Source organism: Acholeplasma sp. ORD1043, from assembly GCF_057808485.1.
This window is the reverse complement of the sequence record NZ_JAQLOJ010000005.1, coordinates 11,088-30,935: the sequence shown is the minus strand read 5'-3', so window position 1 is coordinate 30,935 and position 19,848 is coordinate 11,088. Positions and strand designations below refer to the sequence as shown.

Here is a 19,848-nt window from a genome sequence, read left to right as displayed (position 1 = left end):
CCAAGGGGGATTTAATGAAAAAAGTATTATTTACTTTGGGGTATTATGTTTTAATCGCATATTTGATTGTACTTAATAATTATTACTGGTTCATGTTTGGTAAAAATGGATATCCATTTAATAACAATGGTTTAGAACTCATCTTTTTCGGGATTATCATAGTTTGTTTATTTCTAGCTCGAAATCAACTTAAAACACAGTATTTTGAAAAAAGTGTTTCTCTTTGGATTTCAGGTCTATTAGGTATGCCAGTATTTATTTTTATAACTGCATTTTTACTAGAAGGTGGTAATGTGACTTTTGATCTTATGGGGACAATTATGATAGGTACATTAACGCTTCTTTCAATTAATTTTTTAGTTAGTTCATTAATTAAAGATAAATATTAAAAATCAACCTCGCGGTTGATTTTTTTTATGATTTGATTAAATTAATTAGTTTCTTGATGAAAATATCTTTATAGTCTTTATCGTGAATCATATCAATTTGGTAATTGGTTTGTTTAGATTCAAACAGTTCAATAAATAGTGGCATCATAAATGATGAGAAAATCATTAAATATTTGATTAATAGTTCTTTCGGGTTATCTGTTTTAGTATATCGACTTAAACTATCATATACCACGTTTAAAAATTCATTATCTTGGAAGAATACTTCAAAGAGTTGTGCAGCAGAATCTTTTTGATGATTTAAGTTTAAGAACAAGTATTTAATGACACCTTTATGAGTGAATATAAAGTTATAAGTCAGTGATAAAATTTCAGTTAAAAAGACTTCTAAATCTACCAAATCTTGGTCATAAGATTTAACTTTTGTTAAAATATCACTTTTAAATTCAGTCATGATATCTGAAATAACAATTTGGACTAAATTATTTTTACTACTAAAATGATAGTTTACAGCAGCAATATTCACATGGGTATAATCGGCGATGTCTTTAATTGTGACATCACCTTTTTCTTTAATCAATTCTTTTGTTGATTGAATGATTAATTTCTTAATAGATTCATCTCTCATAATTTACTTAACTCCCATTTTAAACGTCATTTCAATTATTATTTACACCTTTACTATATAACATTGGGTATAAAATGTAAATACAGATTTTAAATGCACATTTGAAATTACAGAATGGAGGTATATTAAGTGTTATATATCATTACTGGTGCCAAAGGGCATCTTGGCAATAACTTAGTTAGATTAATTAAAAGTAAAGGACATGAGGTAAGAGCTTTTGATTTACCTGCTAAAGATGATACTTTGCTTGAAACTTTAGGCTGTAAGATTTACAACGGCGATATTACAGATAAAAAAACAATTGAACCGCTTTTTGATTTAACAGACACCAACTATCAAATGAATGATGTGATTGTGATACATGCTGCAGGAATTGTTTCCATAGCAACTAAAAAACCTACTTCACTTGATAAGGTGAATATTGAAGGTACCAAAAATATCTTGGATATTGCTTTAGATAAAGGGGTTAAACAGTTTATTTATGTGAGTTCAGTACATGCAATCCCTGAACCTGAATTTGACACCGTGATTACTGAAACAGATCATTTTGATCCAAATAAAGTTAAAGGGCATTATGCTAAGTCAAAAGCTATTGCCTCAAAACTTGTCTATGATAAATATAAAGAAGGTTATCCTGTAACGATTATTCATCCATCTGGAATTATTGGACCTTATGATTATGGAAAAGGTCATATGACACAAGTGATTGAGAAATACCTGAATAAAAAATTATCATCAAGAATTAACGGTAAATATGATTTTGTAGATGTTAGAGATGTTAGTTATGGTATTTATCTTTCATCCTTGAGTACGAATTTAGGATGTTATATTTTATCGGGTGAAAATATCGATTTAAAAAGAATGTTTGGTACACTAAAAGAAGTATCTGGAAGAAAAAGAAAAACATGGGTTTTCGCAAGATGGTTTGTTAGATTATTTGCTCCAATCATTGAACGATGGGATAAAAGAAATAAAAAACCATTAATATTTACAAGATATTCGATTGATACTTTAAACTCTCGTGGTACTTTCTCGCATGAGAAAGCATCGTTAACTTTCGGATATAAACCAAGAGCTTTTGAAGAAACGATACTTGATACAGCAAATTGGTTAGCTGATCAAAAAAGAATCTCAAATAAACATATTTTAGATCACATCAAAGCATTATTTAATCAGAAACAAAACTCTATTAAATAAAAAAACTTCCATGATAGGAAGTTTTTTACTCTATATCAGTTGATTCAATTAATTCAATGACACCAGAATTAAAGAATACAGTTTATGTGTAATCGGTGATATCAAGTGATTTATATCCATAGATTTTACTGGCATTTACAGTATCAACTAAATCTTCAATAATTACTGTTTGATACCCTCGATCAAATGATGCGACAGTTGTAAAGGTTACACAATATCTTGAGTTTATACCAGTAATATAGATTTCATTTGAATTTGCTTCTATTTTTTCATTGATTTTAAGTAATTGATTGCGGATTCTTTTGTGATTGAATTAGTTTTTATTAAATGGTTAACGACATCTTCAACTTGATCTTTTAACGCACCGGCTTCTAGTGCGACATTTCTTGCATGAAGTTTCATATGTCCTTTATTAATACCATCTGTTGTTAGAGCATAAAGTGCTGCAAAGTTTTGAGCTAAACCTAGACATGCGGCAACTTTCATGAGTTCGGTTGCAGTCGTAATACCTAAAATCTTTCTTGATAATTTCACTTTAGGTAGAAGATTCATCGAACCTCCAACAACACCGATATTTAGTGGAAGTGTTATACTTCCGATTAATTCATCACCAACAAGTTCCCATGTAGCAAGTGGTTGATATTTACCTGAGATTGATGCAAAAGCATGTGCACCTGCTTCAACTGCTCTTGTATCATTACCGGTTGCAAGCATTAATGCTGTTACACCATTCATAATACCTTTATTGTGGGTAGTTGCACGATATGGGTCAACTTTTGCATAAAGCGATGCATCATGAATTTTTTGAGCGGTTTTTAAACCATCTTTTAATGTGGATGCTTTAATTTTTGTTGTTGCAGTTACAACTGACTCGGTAGCTAGATTAGATAATATGGACATTAAGATATCTAGTTTATATTCATTACGGAAGAATTGAGTTAAATACTCTAAAATAGTATTCACTGTATTTGCTCCCATGGCATCTTTAGTATTAACAACGACATACAAGCATGCAAAGTTATATGCTTTTTGTTCGAATCTAAATTCGGTAACCCCACCACCAAACTGGTAGATGTTAGGATGTGCCTCTTTTGATAATGTGTGTAATTTAGGTTCTAATGATTTAATTAAATTATTTAATTCATCAAAATTTACTACATTTCTAAAAATGATTTGACCAATCATTTGACGCTTAACAGACTTAATTTTAAATCCACCATTTCGCTCAATGATTTTTGCAGCATGGGTAGCTCCAGCGACTACGGATGGTTCTTCAGTAACCATCGGAATATGATAGTATTTATCATCAATTAAAAAATCGGGTGATATGCCTAACCCTAGTTCATATGTTGTTACAAAGTTTTCGATGATATGGTTAAATGTTTCTTCATCAGTTTTTTGATTTAATGAATCCTCAAAGAGGTTTTCGTTTTTTAAAACTTCGATTCTATCTTTGATAGACTTTTTGTTAAAGTGTTTAAATGAATTTGGCATCTTAAACTACCTCGCTAAATCACATTATATCACGCATTAGGGGTTATTTTATCTTCCTCTGTGGTATAATTTTTTTGCAAGTTCGATAATAAAGGAGTCTATTCATGAAAATAGGAATAAGCAAAATATCATTCTACGTACCTAAATACTACCTATCTTTAGATACTCTAGCAAAAGCACGTGGAGTTGACCCTTTAAAGTATACCAATGGCCTTCAACAAAATAAGATGGCGATTACACCTATTAACCAAGATATTGTATCAATGGCAGCTAATGCTACCTTAAATTATTTAACAGAAGAAGATAAAAAAGATATAGATTTAGTTATTTTTGCCACAGAAAGTGGAATTGACCACTCTAAAGCTGCAGCCACTCATCTTGCAGAAATCCTAGGCTTACGTGAAGATATTCGCGTCATCGAATTGAAACAAGCGTGTTATAGCGCTACTGTTGGACTCTATTTTGCTAAAGGACATATCTTACAAAATCCTCATTCAAAAGTTTTAGTCATCGGATCTGATATTGCACGTTATGGCCTTGAAACTGATGGTGAACCTACTCAAGGTGCTGGTGCAGTTTCAATGTTAGTCACAAGAAATCCTAAAATCATGGTACTAGAAGATAGTTATGCAGTCCAAACATCTAATGTTTATGACTTTTGGCGTCCAATCAATTTGGATTATGCATTAGTTGATGGACATTTCTCAAATGAACAATATAAGAAATTCTTTAAAACAACTTATGAAAACTATTTATCAAAAACAAATCGAACATTAGAAGACTTTAAAGCAATTAATTTTCATATTCCATACACCAAGATTGGTTTAAGAAGTCTACAAATGTTAGGTCGTCCTTCAACCCATCCTGAATTATTTAAGAACTTTGATGCATCTACAATCTATAACAAAGAAGTAGGTAATATTTATACAGGTTCGCTATATTTATCATTAATATCTCTACTTGAAAATGGAAAATTAAAGAGTAAAGATCGAATTGGTATGTTTAGTTATGGTTCTGGTGCAGTTGGTGAGTTTTTCTCAGGCATACTAGTTGCAGGGTATAAAAAGCATTTATTAAAAGATATACATGAAGCACTACTTAAAAACAGAGATAGTCTAACATTTGAAGCATATGCGAAGATGTTAACTGATATTCCAAAGAATGATGTTGATGCAGATTTTGATGACGAAGTTAATGTACAACTATCAAAGATTTCTTTATATCAAAGAACATATATCAAGAAATAATAAATTATGAAGCATGTAAGGATAATCTCCTAGCATGCTTTTTTATTTTTTTATGTAGTTTTGAATTTTTTTAAAAATCATGTAAACGGTTGCAAAATCGTTATTCACTATGTATAATAGGAATGTATCGAAACGTTTCAAGTGAGGAAACAATTATGACTGAAAATCAGATCAAACTGATCAAAGATATACAAGAAACAGCATTCAGTTTACTTAAAGACTTAACAAACTACAATGAAAATGAACCTGGCTATGGCCTCACACTAGATCATAATGAAACGAATGTTGCCTCAATTGCAGCAACTGGCTTTCTATTATCTGGGTATGTCATTGCTGTTAAATATGGATACATGTCATATGAAGAAGCGTTAGATAAAGTAACTAAAACTTTGCATACACTTGCATATAATGTACCAGAGTATAAAGGATTCTTTGTGCACTTTGTAGATTTCCATCAAGCTACAATATCTAAAAAGAGTGAATATTCAACTGTTGATACGATGTTATGTTTATGTGGTGTGATTACAGTAGCTGAATTTTTCAAAGAAGAAAAGGTACAAGAACTTTCAAATTTGATTCTAAATCGTGTGGATTGGTTACACTTTGTTCATACGCATGAAGGTAAACAACGTTTTTACATGGCATATAATCCAATGAAAAATGGTGCCTATGTACAAGGGAAACCTGGCTTTATCTTTCAATGGCATATGCTAGCAGAACAAATACCAATGTACTTAATTGCTGCTGGTTCTAATCAATTAAATAAACAACTAGCAAATGACTTATATGAAGGGTTTGAAAGAGTTTTAGGCACTTATAAAGATGTTTCATATTACATTTCGCCTGGGAACACAATCTTTGTATATCAATATCCACTTTGTTGGATGGATGGTAAAACCTGGGTTGATAAGTTTAATTTCTCTTGGTTTGAGAACCTAAGACTAGCAACCATAGGACATAAATTATGGAATTTAGATAATTATCATTTATACAAAACATTTAGTAAGCATACATTTGGTTTAACAGCATCAAGTACACCAACAGGTTATGGTGTATTCCATTGCTTACCTAACGCTTTTAATGAAGTTATAACAGATGGAACAGTTGCACCTAATGGTATGATTGGTTCTTTAATTACTAACTCAGAAGATGTGATCGAAGCAATCACTTATATGAAAGAACTTCCACATGTTTGGGGTAAATATGGATTTATTGATGCATATAACTTTGAAGGTGAAAAACCTTGGTATTCAACAAGATATATTACAATTGATAAAGGTTTAGAATTACTAGCAGCAAACGCATATTTATCAAAAGATGTTGTTGAATGTTTTATGAATCACCCAATGATTAAGAAAGGATTGGAAGTCTTAGAATGGAAAAAAATATAAAATGGTGGAAGAATGCCTTAGTTTATCAAATTTATCCATTGTCATTCAAAGATTCTAATTCAGATGGCGTTGGTGATTTAAAAGGAATTATTAGTAAATTAGATTACTTAAAATCATATGGGGTTGATGTGGTTTGGTTATCACCAGTCTATGAATCTCCAATGGATGATAACGGTTATGACATTAGTGATTATACAAAAGTAAACCCATTGTTTGGAACAATGGAAGATTTACAAGAATTAATTGATGGACTTCACAGTCGTGGTATGAAATTAATCATGGATTTAGTTGTCAATCATACGAGTGATGAACACATTTGGTTTAAAGAAGCACTGAATAACCCTAACTCTAAATATCATGATTACTATATTTGGAATAAAGAAGCTAAACCAGAAATTGGTTCAGTCTTCTCAGGTTCTGCTTGGGAATATGTAGAGCATTTAGATAAGTATTATTTTCATTTATTCTCTCGCAGACAACCCGACTTAAACTGGCATAATAAAGAAATGAGAGAAGAAATCTATCAAATGATTAATTCCTGGTTAGATAAAGGTGTTGATGGATTTAGAATGGATGTTATTGAACTCATTGGTAAAGATGTTTTAAATGGTAAGATTGGTGATGGTCCTTATTTAGAAACTTATCTTTTTGAGATGTGGGAAAGATGTTTTAAAGGTAGAGACATTATGAACGTTGGTGAGATGGGAGGCATTTCTCAAGAACGTGCTGGTGAACTAACTTCCATAGAAAATTCTGGACTGCATATGACATTTCAATTCTCACATTTATCAGTTGACCAAGAAGCTTGGAAATCAAAATGGCATATTAAACCAGTTGACTTTAAAGAACTTAAAAATGTATTTATTAAGAATCATGAAATTTTTAAAGAAAAAGGATGGAATTCATTATTCTTATCTAACCATGATCAACCAAGACAAATTAGTCGATTTGGTGATGAAAGCTATAGAGTCAAATCAGGTCAAATGCTATTCCTTATGATATATGGTCAAAAAGGTACACCATATGTTTATCAAGGTGAAGAAATTGGTATGACAGGTATTAAATTTGATGATTTAAAATCATATAAAGATGTTGAGACATTAAATTGGTATAACGAAGCAACTCAGTTAGGATGGCCTCACGAAAGAATTATGAAGTCAATCTATTCAAAAGGCCGTGATAATTCAAGAACGCCATTCCAATGGAATAATAAACCATTTGCAGGATTCTCAGATGTAAAACCTTGGTTAGAAGTTAACCCTAACTATCAAACAATCAATGCTGAACTTGAATTAAATGATGATGATTCTGTTTACCATTTTTCTAAAAGATTATTTGAAATCAGAAAAGCATTTGATGTATTCACAGATGGTGAATTTAAATGTTTAGATCAAGAAGCATCATCAACATTTATATATAAGCGATTTAATCAAACACATGAAGCTTTAATTATTACAAATTTAACAAATAAGGAACAAGAAATTCATTTAGAAGAAACTAAAGGATTTAGTATTGTTTTATCTAACTATGATATTAAACTTGCTAAAAGAATGATCCTACCTCCTTATGCTGCCATACTATCAATCAAAGGAGTTTAACAATTTATGACAATTAAAGATGTTGCAAAAAAAGCAGGAGTCTCAATATCGACTGCATCATATGCACTAAACAATAGACCGAATGTACATCCTAAAACAAAAGAACGTATTTTAGAGGTTGCTGAAAGTCTAGGTTATTACCCAAATGCACATGCTAGAAATCTAAAAACAAGAAAATCAAGAAATATTGGGGTATTCATCTATGGGTTCTCAGGTCCGATTTTCTCTGATTTACTCGAAGGGATTAACTTAGAGCTCCAAAAGAAAGACTATAACATTATCGTTTCAAGCGGTAAAGCATCATCTGTTCTCCTTCGTGAAAGAGGTGTAGATGCAGCAGTTATCTTTGACTCGAATATTCCTGATCAAGAGATTATTCACTATTCTAAGAATCATCCGATTGTAGTCTTAGATCGATACTTAGATGGGGAAAATATATTCCACTCAATGATTAGAAATAAAGAACTCGTTCATGATTTTATGGTGAAAATTCTAGATGAAAAGAAATATCAAAAGGTTTCAATTATTTCTGGTCCAGAGGATTCATTCAACTCTCAAGAACGTTTAATTGGATTTAATAAAGCATTAGAAGAAAAAGGATTAAAACCTTTTTCGATCATTCATGGTGATTTCACCACCGCCTCAGGTTATCAACGAGGATTAGAACTAGCAGATGCCAAAGAACGTCCTCAATTTGTTTACTGTGCCAATGACGAACTTGCTGTCGGAATGATTAAAGCATTTAATGAAAAAGGCATCAAAATACCAGAGGACATTGCATTAGCGGGGTTTGATGGTATCGCACTTACAGATTATTTAACACCTAAACTAACAACAATTGAAATTAATCACTTTGAATGGGGACGTCAAATTGCTGGATTCTTAACCAGAGTTTTAAATCATAAAAATGTCTATCCATTATCTGATCCAGAAGCTCAAATCATTAGAAGAGAGAGTGTATAACATGGATTTAAAAGCCTTACTCAATAGCTTAACATTAGAGGAAAAAATCGGTCAATTAACGATGATTTCTCCACACTTCTTTATAAGAGATACCAAAACTGAAATTGCTGGTCCAGTAGCTGAGCTTGGTGTTGGTGAAGATAAAATTTTCTTAGCGGGAAGTGTTTTAGGCATTGGTGATGCAAGAGAAATGATTGAAGTTCAAAAAAGTTATCTAGCTAAGAGTCGTCATAAAATTCCGTTAATTTTTATGGCTGATGTTATCCATGGTTATGAAACAATCTTTCCTGTTCCGCTAGGGCTTGCTGCATCATGGAATGATAAACTAATTAAACGATCAGCAGAGATTGCAGCAATTGAGGCTAAAACAGCAGGTATTCATGTAACGTTTGCACCAATGGCTGATTTAGTGAGAGACCCAAGATGGGGTAGAGTCGTTGAATCTTTTGGTGAAGACCCATACTTAAATAGACGCTTTGCAGCACTGCAAGTTAAAGGATTTCAAGGTAAAGATATTAGTTCAAATAATTCTGTTGCAGCATGTATTAAGCACTATGCAGCTTATGGTGCAGCAGAAGCAGGCAAAGATTATAACACAGTTGATATGTCAAGACTGAATCTACACCAAAATTACTTATCCGGTTATGAAGGTGGGATTAAAGCAGGTGCCAGAATGATTATGACATCCTTTAATATTTTTGAAGGTGTTCCTGCAACAACGAATGCATATTTATTAAAAGATGTTTTAAGAAAATCATGGAAATTTAAAGGTGTTACAATCTCTGATTATGCATCTTTAAAAGAAACAATTACACACGGAACAAGTGCTACTGAATATGAAGCAGCAGTTAAGGGTTTAAATGCTGGTTTAGATATTGAGATGGCAACCGCACTTTATTTTAAAAACTTAGAACAAGCCGTTAAAAATGGTGAGGTCTTGATAGAAGACATAGATGCTGCAGTCATGAGGGTCTTAGAACTTAAACGTGATGCAGGCTTATTTGAAGATCCTTTTAAAGGTGCATCAATTGAAAGAGAAAAAGCTTTAGTTTTCTCTGAACCCTTCAAAAAAGAGGCTTTAAAAGTTGCTCATGAGTCAATTGTTTTACTTAAAAATGATTATCAATTCTTCCCGATTAAAAAAGGTAAAATCGCTTTAATAGGTCGTTATGCGAATAATCATGAAATGATTGGTCCATGGAGTTGGCATGGGGATAAACATCGAACAAAAACAGTTTATGAAGTATTAAAAGATAAATTAAATATCCACTATTTAAGTGATGGAAAGGATATTGATTATAAAAAGGTGAATGCCTGTGATTATGTGATCGTGCTTGCTGGTGAATTAAGAAGTCAGTCAGGCGAAGCCCATTCTAGAAGTATGATTAACTTACCTGACAACCAGGAAGAAATGATTCTAAACCTTAAACAAAATACCTCAAAGAAAATGGGTTTAATTTTATTTAATGGTCGTCCACTTGATTTAACTAGAATTGAAAATGTATTTGATGGTATCTTAGAAGCTTTCTTCCCAGGTTCAATGGCTGCAGAAAGTATTAGAGATATTATCATTGGTAAAGTAAATCCATCTGGAAAACTTACAATGAGTTTCCCAAGAAGTGTTGGACAAATACCTGTTTATTATAATTACTTATCAACCGGTCGTCCGCTATCAAAACCAGACATGTATAAATCATTCTATTTGGATTTAGATTCAACCCCGCTATACCCATTTGGTTATGGTCTATCTTATAGTAACTTTAAATACAGTAATTTAAGATTATCGAAAGACAAACTCTTAAATAAAGAAAAGTTAAAAGTATTTATTGATGTAACCAATGAATCAAAAATACCAGGCAAAGAAATCATTCAGTTATATATTAAAGATCATTTTGCTGAAGTATCAAGGCCAGTACTTGAATTAAAGAATTTCAAAAAGATTCAATTCAAGGCTTTTGAAACTAAAACAATCGAATTCATTTTAGATAAGAAAGATTTAACTTATATCGGAAGTAACTTAAATCAAAAGGTTGATAAAGGATTATTCAGCGTCTTTGTGGGACCAAGTTCTGATAAGTTACTAGAAGCACAATTTGAATTAATTTAGGAGGAATCCACATGAAGATTCTATCGAATATTAAAAGAGATATCATCAAAGTTGAAGAACTTCAATTCGAAATTTTAGAAAGTGGCGATATCTTTAGAATCGGCTATAAAGACCAACAAATCAATTTATTACGTGGTAACTATATTGATGGTCAAGCTGCAAACATTTATATCCGTTACGAGAAAAATGGTAATCAATATGTAAAGCCACTTTTAGGTTTGAAGGCTAAAAGTAGTTTTAAAGTCATTGAGAATCAAATTATCTACCAAGGTATGATAGAAAACACCAAGTACCAAGTTACTTTAACGATTGAAAAAGATAGATGGTATTATGATGTTTTATTTGATGGGTCAAACGACTTTACATCATATGAGTTATTCTATGGACAAGATGTTGGTCTTGCAAGTATTTGGAGTGTACTATCATCAGAATCATATACTGCACAATATACTGACCATAAAGCATACCAAGATGAAAATGGATTTGTTATTCAATCACGTCAAAATCAAGGGGTTCCTCAATTCTTACAATTAGGTAGTTTAAATAAAACGATTGGCTATGCAACCGATGGTTTCCAAATCTTTCAAACCAAATTTAAAGTTTCTAATGAATTAGAAGGTTTAAAACAAAATTTACCTAACATTAATTATCAATATGAGTTCCCATACTTAACCCTTCAATCTAAAAGAATAACTTCAGAAAAGGTTTCGTATTTCACTTTCTATGGTTATTATGAACCAATAAGAGAAGCTATTTTAAGAGAAAAACTAAATATTATCCATAACCATGAAGTATGTTTAAACTTCATGGACAGTTTAGGTTTTAAAAACTATAATCCACTATCAATTGAATTACTTGAAACATATGATTTTGATCAAAAAGAATTAAAGAAATTATATAAGAACAAGCGACATGTTGAGCTAGATGATAAGAAGCATATATTATCGTTTTTTACAGATGATCATGTCCATGTGGCTACTAAGTTAAAGGAAACTTTACTTGAAAGACCACATGGTCACTTACTTATTTCAGGTGATATCTTAAGTGGTACTGAAAGAGTGTTTGCAACAACTAACTGGATGTTTGGGGTTTTCCAATCTCACATTGTCCTGGGCAATACCAATATTCAAAAGTTAAATAACGATTTAAGAAACCCGCTTAATTATCAAAGAATTAGTGGATTGAGAATATATCTTAAAGATCAAAACAAATTAAAACTCTTAGCTGTACCATCACTTTATGAAATGGGTGTAAATTATGCTAAATGGGTTTACAAACTAAAAGATGATACCTTAACAGTTAGATCATTTGTTAAAAAAGATGCATTTGGTACAAGACTTGAAGTCAAGTCTGAAAAAGGATTGAAGTATGATTTTGTTTTAACAAACCAGTTAACATTAGGTGACAATGAATACATTCGAGATATTGAAGGAATAGTAGAAGGAAACAAAGTATTATTTAAAGCAGATAATAATGACTTTGTGAAATCTAAATATCCAGAATTAAAATATCGATATCAATCACATGAAGATGTCACCATTGGTGATGAAAGTTTAATCTTTGATCAATCATACCAACAAGGTTTACTTGTTATGTCTTACAAAGACAAAAACGCCTTCACATTAGATTTAACTGCTAGCTTTGATGATTTAAAAGATATTGACTTTAACTTTGAAGAAGACCATAAAGCATATATTAAGTTTATTCATTCATTAACTGGGTTAGAACTTAAACAAAAGAAAAACCAAGATGATTTAGATAAACTAACGGATACTGTTTTCTGGTATACCCATAATGCATTAGTTCATTTTGCAAGTCCACATGGACTAGAACAATCCAATGGTGCTGCTTGGGGAACAAGAGACGTCCTACAAGGACCAGTAGAATTATTCTTTGTTGCACAAAGATTTGACTTAATCAAAATGATTCTACTCAAAGTATTTTCAAGACAATTTATTGAAAACAATGATTTCCCTCAATGGTTCATGTATGACAAATACTATAATATACAAGCACATGAATCACATGGTGATATCATCGTTTGGCCACTTAAAGCACTAGGGGATTACATCTACCAAACTGGTGACCTAGATATCTTAAAAGAAAAAGTACCATTCATGAGTATGCATAAAGGTGAGTGGGTAGAACATGAATCAACCCTTGCATTACATGTCAATAAAACACTGAACGCAATCCAAAATTCATTTATAGAAGGCACCTCATTACCAGCTTATGGTGGTGGTGATTGGGATGATACATTACAACCTGCAAATAAGAAATTGACAGACCATATGGTTTCTGGATGGACTCCAGTACTTTTATTCCAAGCATTAGATACATTATCTAAAGTCTTAGATGGTTCACCACTTGGCAGACGTTGTGGCGACTTAAAAGAACGCATTAAGAAAGATTACGAAAAGATTATGATCAAGGATAATGTTCCAGCAGGATTTGTAGTCTTTGAAAAAGAAAAGAATGAAGTTGAATACTTACTTCATCCTGAAGATAAAAATACAGGATTAAAATATAGACTCTTACCACTAACAAGAAGTATCATTTCAGGATTGGTTGATCCTGAACAAGCAGAACGTCATGTAGAAATTATTGATAATCATCTTAAACATCCAGATGGTGTTAGATTAATGAATACTGCGGTAACCTACCGAGGTGGTGAAAAGACTTACTTCCAAAGAGCAGAAACAGCCGCTAACTTCGGTCGTGAAATTGGTATTTTATATGTGCACGCGCATATTAGATACATTGAAGCGATGGCTAAACTTGGTTCACCTTATAAAGCATATCAAGGTCTATTTGAAGTTTCACCAATTGAAATTAGAAAGACCGTTAAAAATGCAAGAATCCGTCAAGCGAACATGTATTTCTCAAGTAGTGATGCCGCTTTTAATACAAGATATGAAGCTAAAGAACAATTTGAAAAAGTTAGAAATGGCTCAATTGATGTCAAAGGTGGTTGGAGATTATATTCATCAGGACCTGGTATTTATATTAACCAATTTGTTTCAAACATTTTAGGTATTCGTTTTAAAGAGGGTAGTTTAATTCTTGACCCGGTGTTACCTGATTTCTTAAAGGGATTAAAAGTAACATTCCATTACAATGATAAGAAGTTAACAATCAATTATGGAGACACTTTAATTGATAAAGTCAGAGTTATTTTAAATAGAAAAGATATCTCACACGCAGTCTTAAGACTAGATGATAACAGATACCGAAAAGGTGGTATGTTGATCTCTAAACAATTACTTGAAAAAGAAAATTCAGACATCGAAATCTCCTTGGTATAGGGCGCCTAAATAGCCCTTTCCAAGGGGTAAATATCTTGAAAAATGTAAGCGTATACATTATAATGTATATAGATAAAAATAAACGCTACAAGATGTTATTAATCAGTTTAAAAAAGTTTTTAGCAAAATAGGTACTAAGTATATTCGAAACGTTTCAAATTAAAGGAGGATTCATTTATGAAAAAACTTTATGTAAGTATTATCGCTCTTTTATCAGTATTCATCCTTGCATCATGTCAAGAGCAAGACACTCGTCCTGTACTGACATATGCGGCATGGAATTTAGGTACTGTTGAAGACAACAACATTGAACGTCGCTTGATTCAAGCGTATCAAGATGCACATCCAGAAATCAGAATTGAAATTATTGCAAGACCAACAACTGTCAACGAAGATGGTTCTGAAACTGATGTGTCATGGGTAGAATTCTTTGGTGCACGTGCAGCCATTGGTAAACTACCAGATGTATTCCAAGTTGCTGATGTTACTAACTGGATTATTCAAGGTTGGTTAGAAGATGTGAGTGATTTGGCAGAAGAAGACCCTGATTTAGCACTTGTTCCAGATGATATTGTAAATAGTGCTCGATTTGGTGATTATCTATTTGCTTTACCTCAAGCCATGTTCTATTATGGTTTCTTTATCGATAGAACAGTTTATCAAGAAATTAATCAATACCGTGATGTAACATATGGAATGACATTCACAGAATTAATGCAAGCTGCTCAAAAGAACTACCGTCTTGATTTAGAAGTTGGTGGTACAGGGATTGCTGGTATTGACGGTGTTTCAGCATTTATTGAATGGCTACCAGCTCAATATGATGCTTCATTAGACTGGTTTACATTTAATTTTGAAACTGGTTATCATTTAAATTCAACTGCATTCCAAAATGCAGTCAATGAACAAAAGAAATACTATACACCAGATGCTGCAACAAATTATCGTTATGTATTAAATGCATTACCTGATGAAGATAGACTTGTACAATATGGAACAACAGATCCATGGAGTCAAGGTAAGCAATCGATTAAATGGGCTCCATCATATAACCTTCGTGACTGGATTGGTGCAACCAATAATCCAGCATCTCCACTTTATCAACACGATATCGACTTTATTGGTACACCACGTGTTGGTGACAACCACAGAATTCCAGTTATTATGGACTATATTGCTGTAGGTCGTGGCACTCAAATGAGAGAAGAAGCGTATGATTTTGCAAGATATATGGGTTATGGTGTTGAAGGATACAAGAAGAGATTAGAAATTGCTGAAGAAAATCCTTCAGTTGGTGCAATTAACTTCGCTCCAATCGCACAAGACCAAGAATTAATTGATGCATATTTCGAACTTTATCCTAATATGACTGAATATCGTAAGATTGTTGAAGAACATGATTCATTCATTTCAGAATCACTATGGAAAACAACTCCAGGATATTGGTTAAGCCGCGCAAATGGTGCATATGATGAAACTCAAGGTATCGGTGAGGTCATCAACAAAGTTATTCAAGGTGAATTACAATTAGCCGACGTTATCAATGGACTTCAAACAGCTGCTAATAATCACTGGATAACTTCTAAACAAGAACTCGATGCTGCATTAGAAAAGTTTGCACAAGAAAACAGTTAACTAGGATTATCCTATGAAAAAGTTACTGATCTTAGCACTTACAACTTGCTTGGTCATTTTCTTAACACCGCCTGCAAAGGCTGGTGTTTTTGACCGTGAGTTTGCAGTAAGTCTAGATACATTAATTACAAATAACTACCAAGATGTTTTAGATCTTTGGTATCAAGAAGGTATACAAGATAACATTGAGTTTAGCGATGTTATTTTGCCAAATACATTCAATTTAGATGAAGGGTCATTAATAAATGATCCTTCCTATCTAGAATTTTTAGATCAAAATGATTTACCAGTTGAATCAAATGGTGATGTATTTATATTCAAAAAGTTAAGTGCAAACGAGAAGGTCACTTTTAATGTCACAGTAAATCAAACAGGTCTATACAAAATTGGATTAGATTATTATTCAGAAACAACCTCAATTCATGAAATTGAACTCGCATTAAAGGTAAATGGTAGTTATCCATTTTATGAAGCAAGTCAATTAACATTAAAAACATTCTTTGAGACAACCAATGAATTTAATCAAGATCGTTATGGCAATGACATTATGCCTAATGCCACTCAAAAACGTATGTGGTATCATGACGATTTTAAAGATGCTTCAAGACTTTATCCTGAAGGGTTACTCTTTAAACTAGATGAAGGCGTTAATCAAATTGAAATTGAGACCGTAAATGGTTATTTTCTGATTGGCCAAATTTATGTTGAAAACCAAAAAGAATTGATTAGTTATGATACTTATATTGGAAATATGGTAGATCTAAAGCATGATCACTATATTGAAATTGAAGCTGAAAATGTATCGTTAAAGAATAATGTATCGATTCGTTATGGTACGGATAGAAATCCAACCAATACCCCATTTGGCTTAATTGAAGCCAGACTTAATGTTCTTGATGGGGCAACTTTTGATAACTCAGGTTTAACAGTTTATTATGATATTGAAGTCCCTCAAACAGGACTTTACTACATTACATTTAAAGCAGTCCAAAATAAACAAAATACACGTGTTTTTAGAACGTTAACTATCGATGGTAAGATTCCATTTGAAGAAGCTAAAACAATTTCTTTTGATTCAGGTAGTTGGCAAAACTATACAGTGGGAGACCATGAAAGAAATTATGGCTTCTTATTAGAAGCAGGTACACATAGAATTGGTCTTACAGTAAATAGTGCACCTTACCGTAAGATTTATCAAGATATTACGAAAGTTATGCGTGGTGTTAATGATTTAGCACTAGACATTAAAAAACTTACAGGTAATCAAATTGATGAAAATAGAGATTGGGAAATCACAGATTATTTACCTAATCTAGCTACTGACTTAAATCAATTTGCTGAAATTATTGAATCTGATTATAACCTATATGTTGAAATCACAGAAAATGCGAAAGATTCTGATATTTCAGCAGGACTAAAGATGGCTTATGGTTGGTTATACGAACTTGCAGCAGCTCCAAATAGTGTACCAAAAAATATTAATCGATTAATTGGTACCACTGCATCTGTGATGCAACGACTTGGTATCATCTTACCTTTAGTAATCGACTCACCACTGACAATTGATAAGTTTTATGTTCATGGTAGTGAAGCTTGGATTAAACCAGCTAACCCTGGTTTCTTTGAAGGTATCTGGTATGAAATTCAAAGATTCTTTGCAAGTTTTTTCTCTGACCAATTTGGCATTATTAAAGAACCAAATGAACTGAATATTTGGGTAAATAGAAGTAGACAATATGTTAACTTGATGCAACAAATGGCGGATAACGGATTTACTCAAGATACTGGTATAAAAGTTAACATTTCATTAATGCCTAATGAAGATAAGTTAATTTTAGCAACCGCATCTGGTACACAGCCAGATTTAGCAATGGGAGTTGCTGGATGGCGTCCTTATGACTTTGCTATCCGTAATTCATTAGTTGATTTATCAACCTTAGATGGTTTTGATGAATTAACAACGCATATGATGCCTGGTGCATTTATGCAACTGATCTATCAAGATGGGGTTTATGGTATTCCAGAAACTCAAAACTTTAATGTTTTATTCTATCGACGTGATATTTTAAATAATTTAAATTTAGATGTTCCAGACACTTGGGATGATGTTTTAGACATGTTACCAGAACTTCAACGATATGGTATGAACTTCTATTCAATGTTATCCTCAACATCAGCCTTTAAATCATTTGGTGCGACGATGCCATTTATCATGCAACATGGTGGAAAGATTTATACTCAAGATGCACTACGTGCAACGCTTGATTCAGAAGAAGTGATTTCAGCAATGACTTTAATGAGTGATTTATTTACTGTTTATGCACTGCCACTTGAAGTTGGTTCTTTCTATAACCAATTTAGATACGGTAATATTCCAGTTGGTATTGGTGACTTTGGTATGTATATCCAATTACTCTTTGCCGCTCCTGAAATTGCAGGTCTTTGGGATATAGCACCGCTTCCTGGTATTGAATTAAATGGTGTAGTAAATCGTAGTTATGATGGAGCATCCACTTCATCTATGATCTTTAAAAACTCAAGCAAACAATTAGAAGCCTGGGAATTCTTGAAGTGGTGGATGTCTACTGAAACACAAACACTTTATGCTGAAAACTTAATGACAGCATTTGGTGCTGAATATATGTGGAATACAGCAAATGTGGATGCTTTTATGCAAATGAGTATAAATGCTAGTCATAAGAGTGTCTTCCTAGAACAATGGCAATGGGTATTAGATACAGCAAAAACACCTGCATCTTATATGTTAGAGCGTGAGATTTCTAACGCTTGGAACCGTATAGTTTATGATGGTGTAAATGTGAGAGTAGCAATGGAAGATGCACAGGTTGTTGTTAATAAAGAAATCTTCCGTAAGATGGTAGAGTTTGAATTTATTAATACCCAAGGTGAGGTATTAAAACCATATCTATTACCTACCAAAGAAAATCTAGATGAGTGGGTGATTGGACATGACTGAGATTAATCAAAAGAAAAGAAAACTGTCAAAATCAACTTGGGCTGAAATAACAGGTTCAACCTTTATTCTTCCTTATGCACTTGCCTTCTTAATCTTTATTACTGTCCCAGTATTTATGGGAATGTTATTATCAACAACATATTTTAATTTACTAGAGGCACCAAGATTTGTTGGTTTAAGTAATTACATCAACTTATTTACAGCTGATGATGTCTTTATGCAAAAGGTAATTCCAAATACTGTACAGTTTGCATTAATTGTAGGGCCAGTAGGATACATGCTAGGATTCTTTCTAGCATGGATGCTTGCACAAATACCACATCGATATCGTACAGTTTTAGCACTTGTTATTTATTCACCTTCTATGACAGCTGGGGTTGCAATGAGTGTAATGTGGAGAATCATTTTCTCTGGTGATGAAGCAGGTTATTTAAATGCAATATTACTCCAATTAAATGTGATTGATGCACCTATACAATGGCTTACTAACGCCAATTACCTAATGCCTGTCATGATTATTGTTACATTATGGAGTTCGATGGGTATTGGTTTCTTAGCTATGCTTGCTGGGGTATTAAATATTAATCAAGAATTATATGAAGCAGCATATATTGATGGTATGAGTAATAAACTACAAGAAATATTCTTTATTACTATCCCATCAATGAAACCACAGATGTTATTTGGTGCTGTAATGAGTTTAGTTGCAACCTTTAATGCAGGGTCGATTGGGGTTTCATTATCAGGTCAAAATCCAACTCCACAAAATGCTGGACAATTGATTGTTACCCATATTGATGACTATGGATTTATACGATATGACATGGGTTATGCAGCTGCAATCTCAGTAATCCTCTTAATTATGGTTTTACTTTTTAATTATGCAGCACATAAACTCTTTGGGGAGCGTGATTAAT

The 19,848-nt window shown here is 32.5% G+C and carries 14 protein-coding genes; 11 read left to right on the top strand and 3 right to left on the bottom strand.

Annotated elements, in window-relative coordinates; all coding sequences use genetic code 11:
• The first annotated feature begins 14 nt into the window (after positions 1–14).
• Positions 15–389 (top strand): hypothetical protein, encoded by a 375-nt coding sequence (locus PG914_RS02575; RefSeq protein ID WP_488822124.1) that lies wholly within the window; start codon positions 15–17, stop codon positions 387–389.
• A gap of 25 nt (positions 390–414) precedes the next feature.
• Here PG914_RS02575 and PG914_RS02570 read toward each other — a convergent pair whose 3' ends face one another.
• On the bottom strand, positions 415–1,017 hold the full coding sequence (locus tag PG914_RS02570) for a TetR/AcrR family transcriptional regulator (RefSeq protein ID WP_488822123.1): 603 nt from the start codon (positions 1,015–1,017) through the stop codon (positions 415–417).
• Between the two features lie 129 nt (positions 1,018–1,146).
• Between PG914_RS02570 and PG914_RS02565 the strand changes: the two genes are divergently transcribed.
• On the top strand, positions 1,147–2,214 hold the full coding sequence (locus PG914_RS02565) for an NAD-dependent epimerase/dehydratase family protein (protein WP_488822122.1): 1,068 nt from the start codon (positions 1,147–1,149) through the stop codon (positions 2,212–2,214).
• An 82-nt stretch (positions 2,215–2,296) separates the two neighbouring features.
• Here the strand turns inward: PG914_RS02565 and PG914_RS02560 are convergent, their stop codons facing one another.
• Together PG914_RS02560 and PG914_RS02555 are read right to left on the bottom strand one after the other, a co-directional pair.
• Positions 2,297–2,479 carry an isochorismatase family protein gene (locus tag PG914_RS02560; protein ID WP_488822195.1) on the bottom strand — a complete coding sequence of 61 codons (183 nt, stop codon included), beginning with the start codon at positions 2,477–2,479 and terminating at the stop codon, positions 2,297–2,299.
• Entirely contained in the window at positions 2,476–3,708 is a 1,233-nt protein-coding gene (locus PG914_RS02555; RefSeq protein ID WP_488822121.1) for a hydroxymethylglutaryl-CoA reductase, degradative, read from the bottom strand. The genes PG914_RS02560 and PG914_RS02555 overlap by 4 nt, the downstream gene beginning before the upstream one ends.
• A gap of 104 nt (positions 3,709–3,812) precedes the next feature.
• Here PG914_RS02555 and PG914_RS02550 point away from each other — a divergent pair, with 104 nt between their 5' ends.
• From PG914_RS02550 to PG914_RS02510, 9 genes are all read left to right on the top strand, one after another.
• Positions 3,813–4,955 (top strand): hydroxymethylglutaryl-CoA synthase, encoded by a 1,143-nt coding sequence (locus tag PG914_RS02550; RefSeq protein WP_488822120.1) that lies wholly within the window; start codon positions 3,813–3,815, stop codon positions 4,953–4,955.
• 155 nt (positions 4,956–5,110) lie between these two features.
• Positions 5,111–6,346, top strand: coding sequence for a glucoamylase family protein (locus PG914_RS02545; protein WP_488822119.1), 1,236 nt, complete (start codon positions 5,111–5,113; stop codon positions 6,344–6,346).
• Entirely contained in the window at positions 6,331–7,944 is a 1,614-nt protein-coding gene (locus PG914_RS02540) for an alpha-glucosidase (RefSeq protein ID WP_488822118.1), read from the top strand. Before PG914_RS02545 ends, PG914_RS02540 begins: the two co-directional genes overlap by 16 nt.
• Before the next feature lie 6 nt (positions 7,945–7,950).
• Complete coding sequence (locus PG914_RS02535; RefSeq protein WP_488822117.1) at positions 7,951–8,907, top strand: LacI family DNA-binding transcriptional regulator; 957 nt, start codon at positions 7,951–7,953, stop codon at positions 8,905–8,907.
• Between the two features lies 1 nt (position 8,908).
• Entirely contained in the window at positions 8,909–11,014 is a 2,106-nt protein-coding gene (locus tag PG914_RS02530; protein WP_488822116.1) for a glycoside hydrolase family 3 N-terminal domain-containing protein, read from the top strand.
• Positions 11,015–11,025: 11 nt separating this feature from the next.
• Positions 11,026–14,319, top strand: a complete 3,294-nt coding sequence (locus tag PG914_RS02525) for a GH36-type glycosyl hydrolase domain-containing protein (RefSeq protein WP_488822115.1) — start codon at positions 11,026–11,028, stop codon at positions 14,317–14,319.
• Positions 14,320–14,496: 177 nt separating this feature from the next.
• Positions 14,497–15,954, top strand: a complete 1,458-nt coding sequence (locus PG914_RS02520) for an ABC transporter substrate-binding protein (protein WP_488822114.1) — start codon at positions 14,497–14,499, stop codon at positions 15,952–15,954.
• A gap of 13 nt (positions 15,955–15,967) precedes the next feature.
• Complete coding sequence (locus PG914_RS02515; protein ID WP_488822113.1) at positions 15,968–18,931, top strand: extracellular solute-binding protein; 2,964 nt, start codon at positions 15,968–15,970, stop codon at positions 18,929–18,931.
• Positions 18,924–19,847, top strand: a complete 924-nt coding sequence (locus tag PG914_RS02510; RefSeq protein WP_488822112.1) for a carbohydrate ABC transporter permease — start codon at positions 18,924–18,926, stop codon at positions 19,845–19,847. Before PG914_RS02515 ends, PG914_RS02510 begins: the two co-directional genes overlap by 8 nt.
• Position 19,848 lies beyond the last annotated feature (1 nt).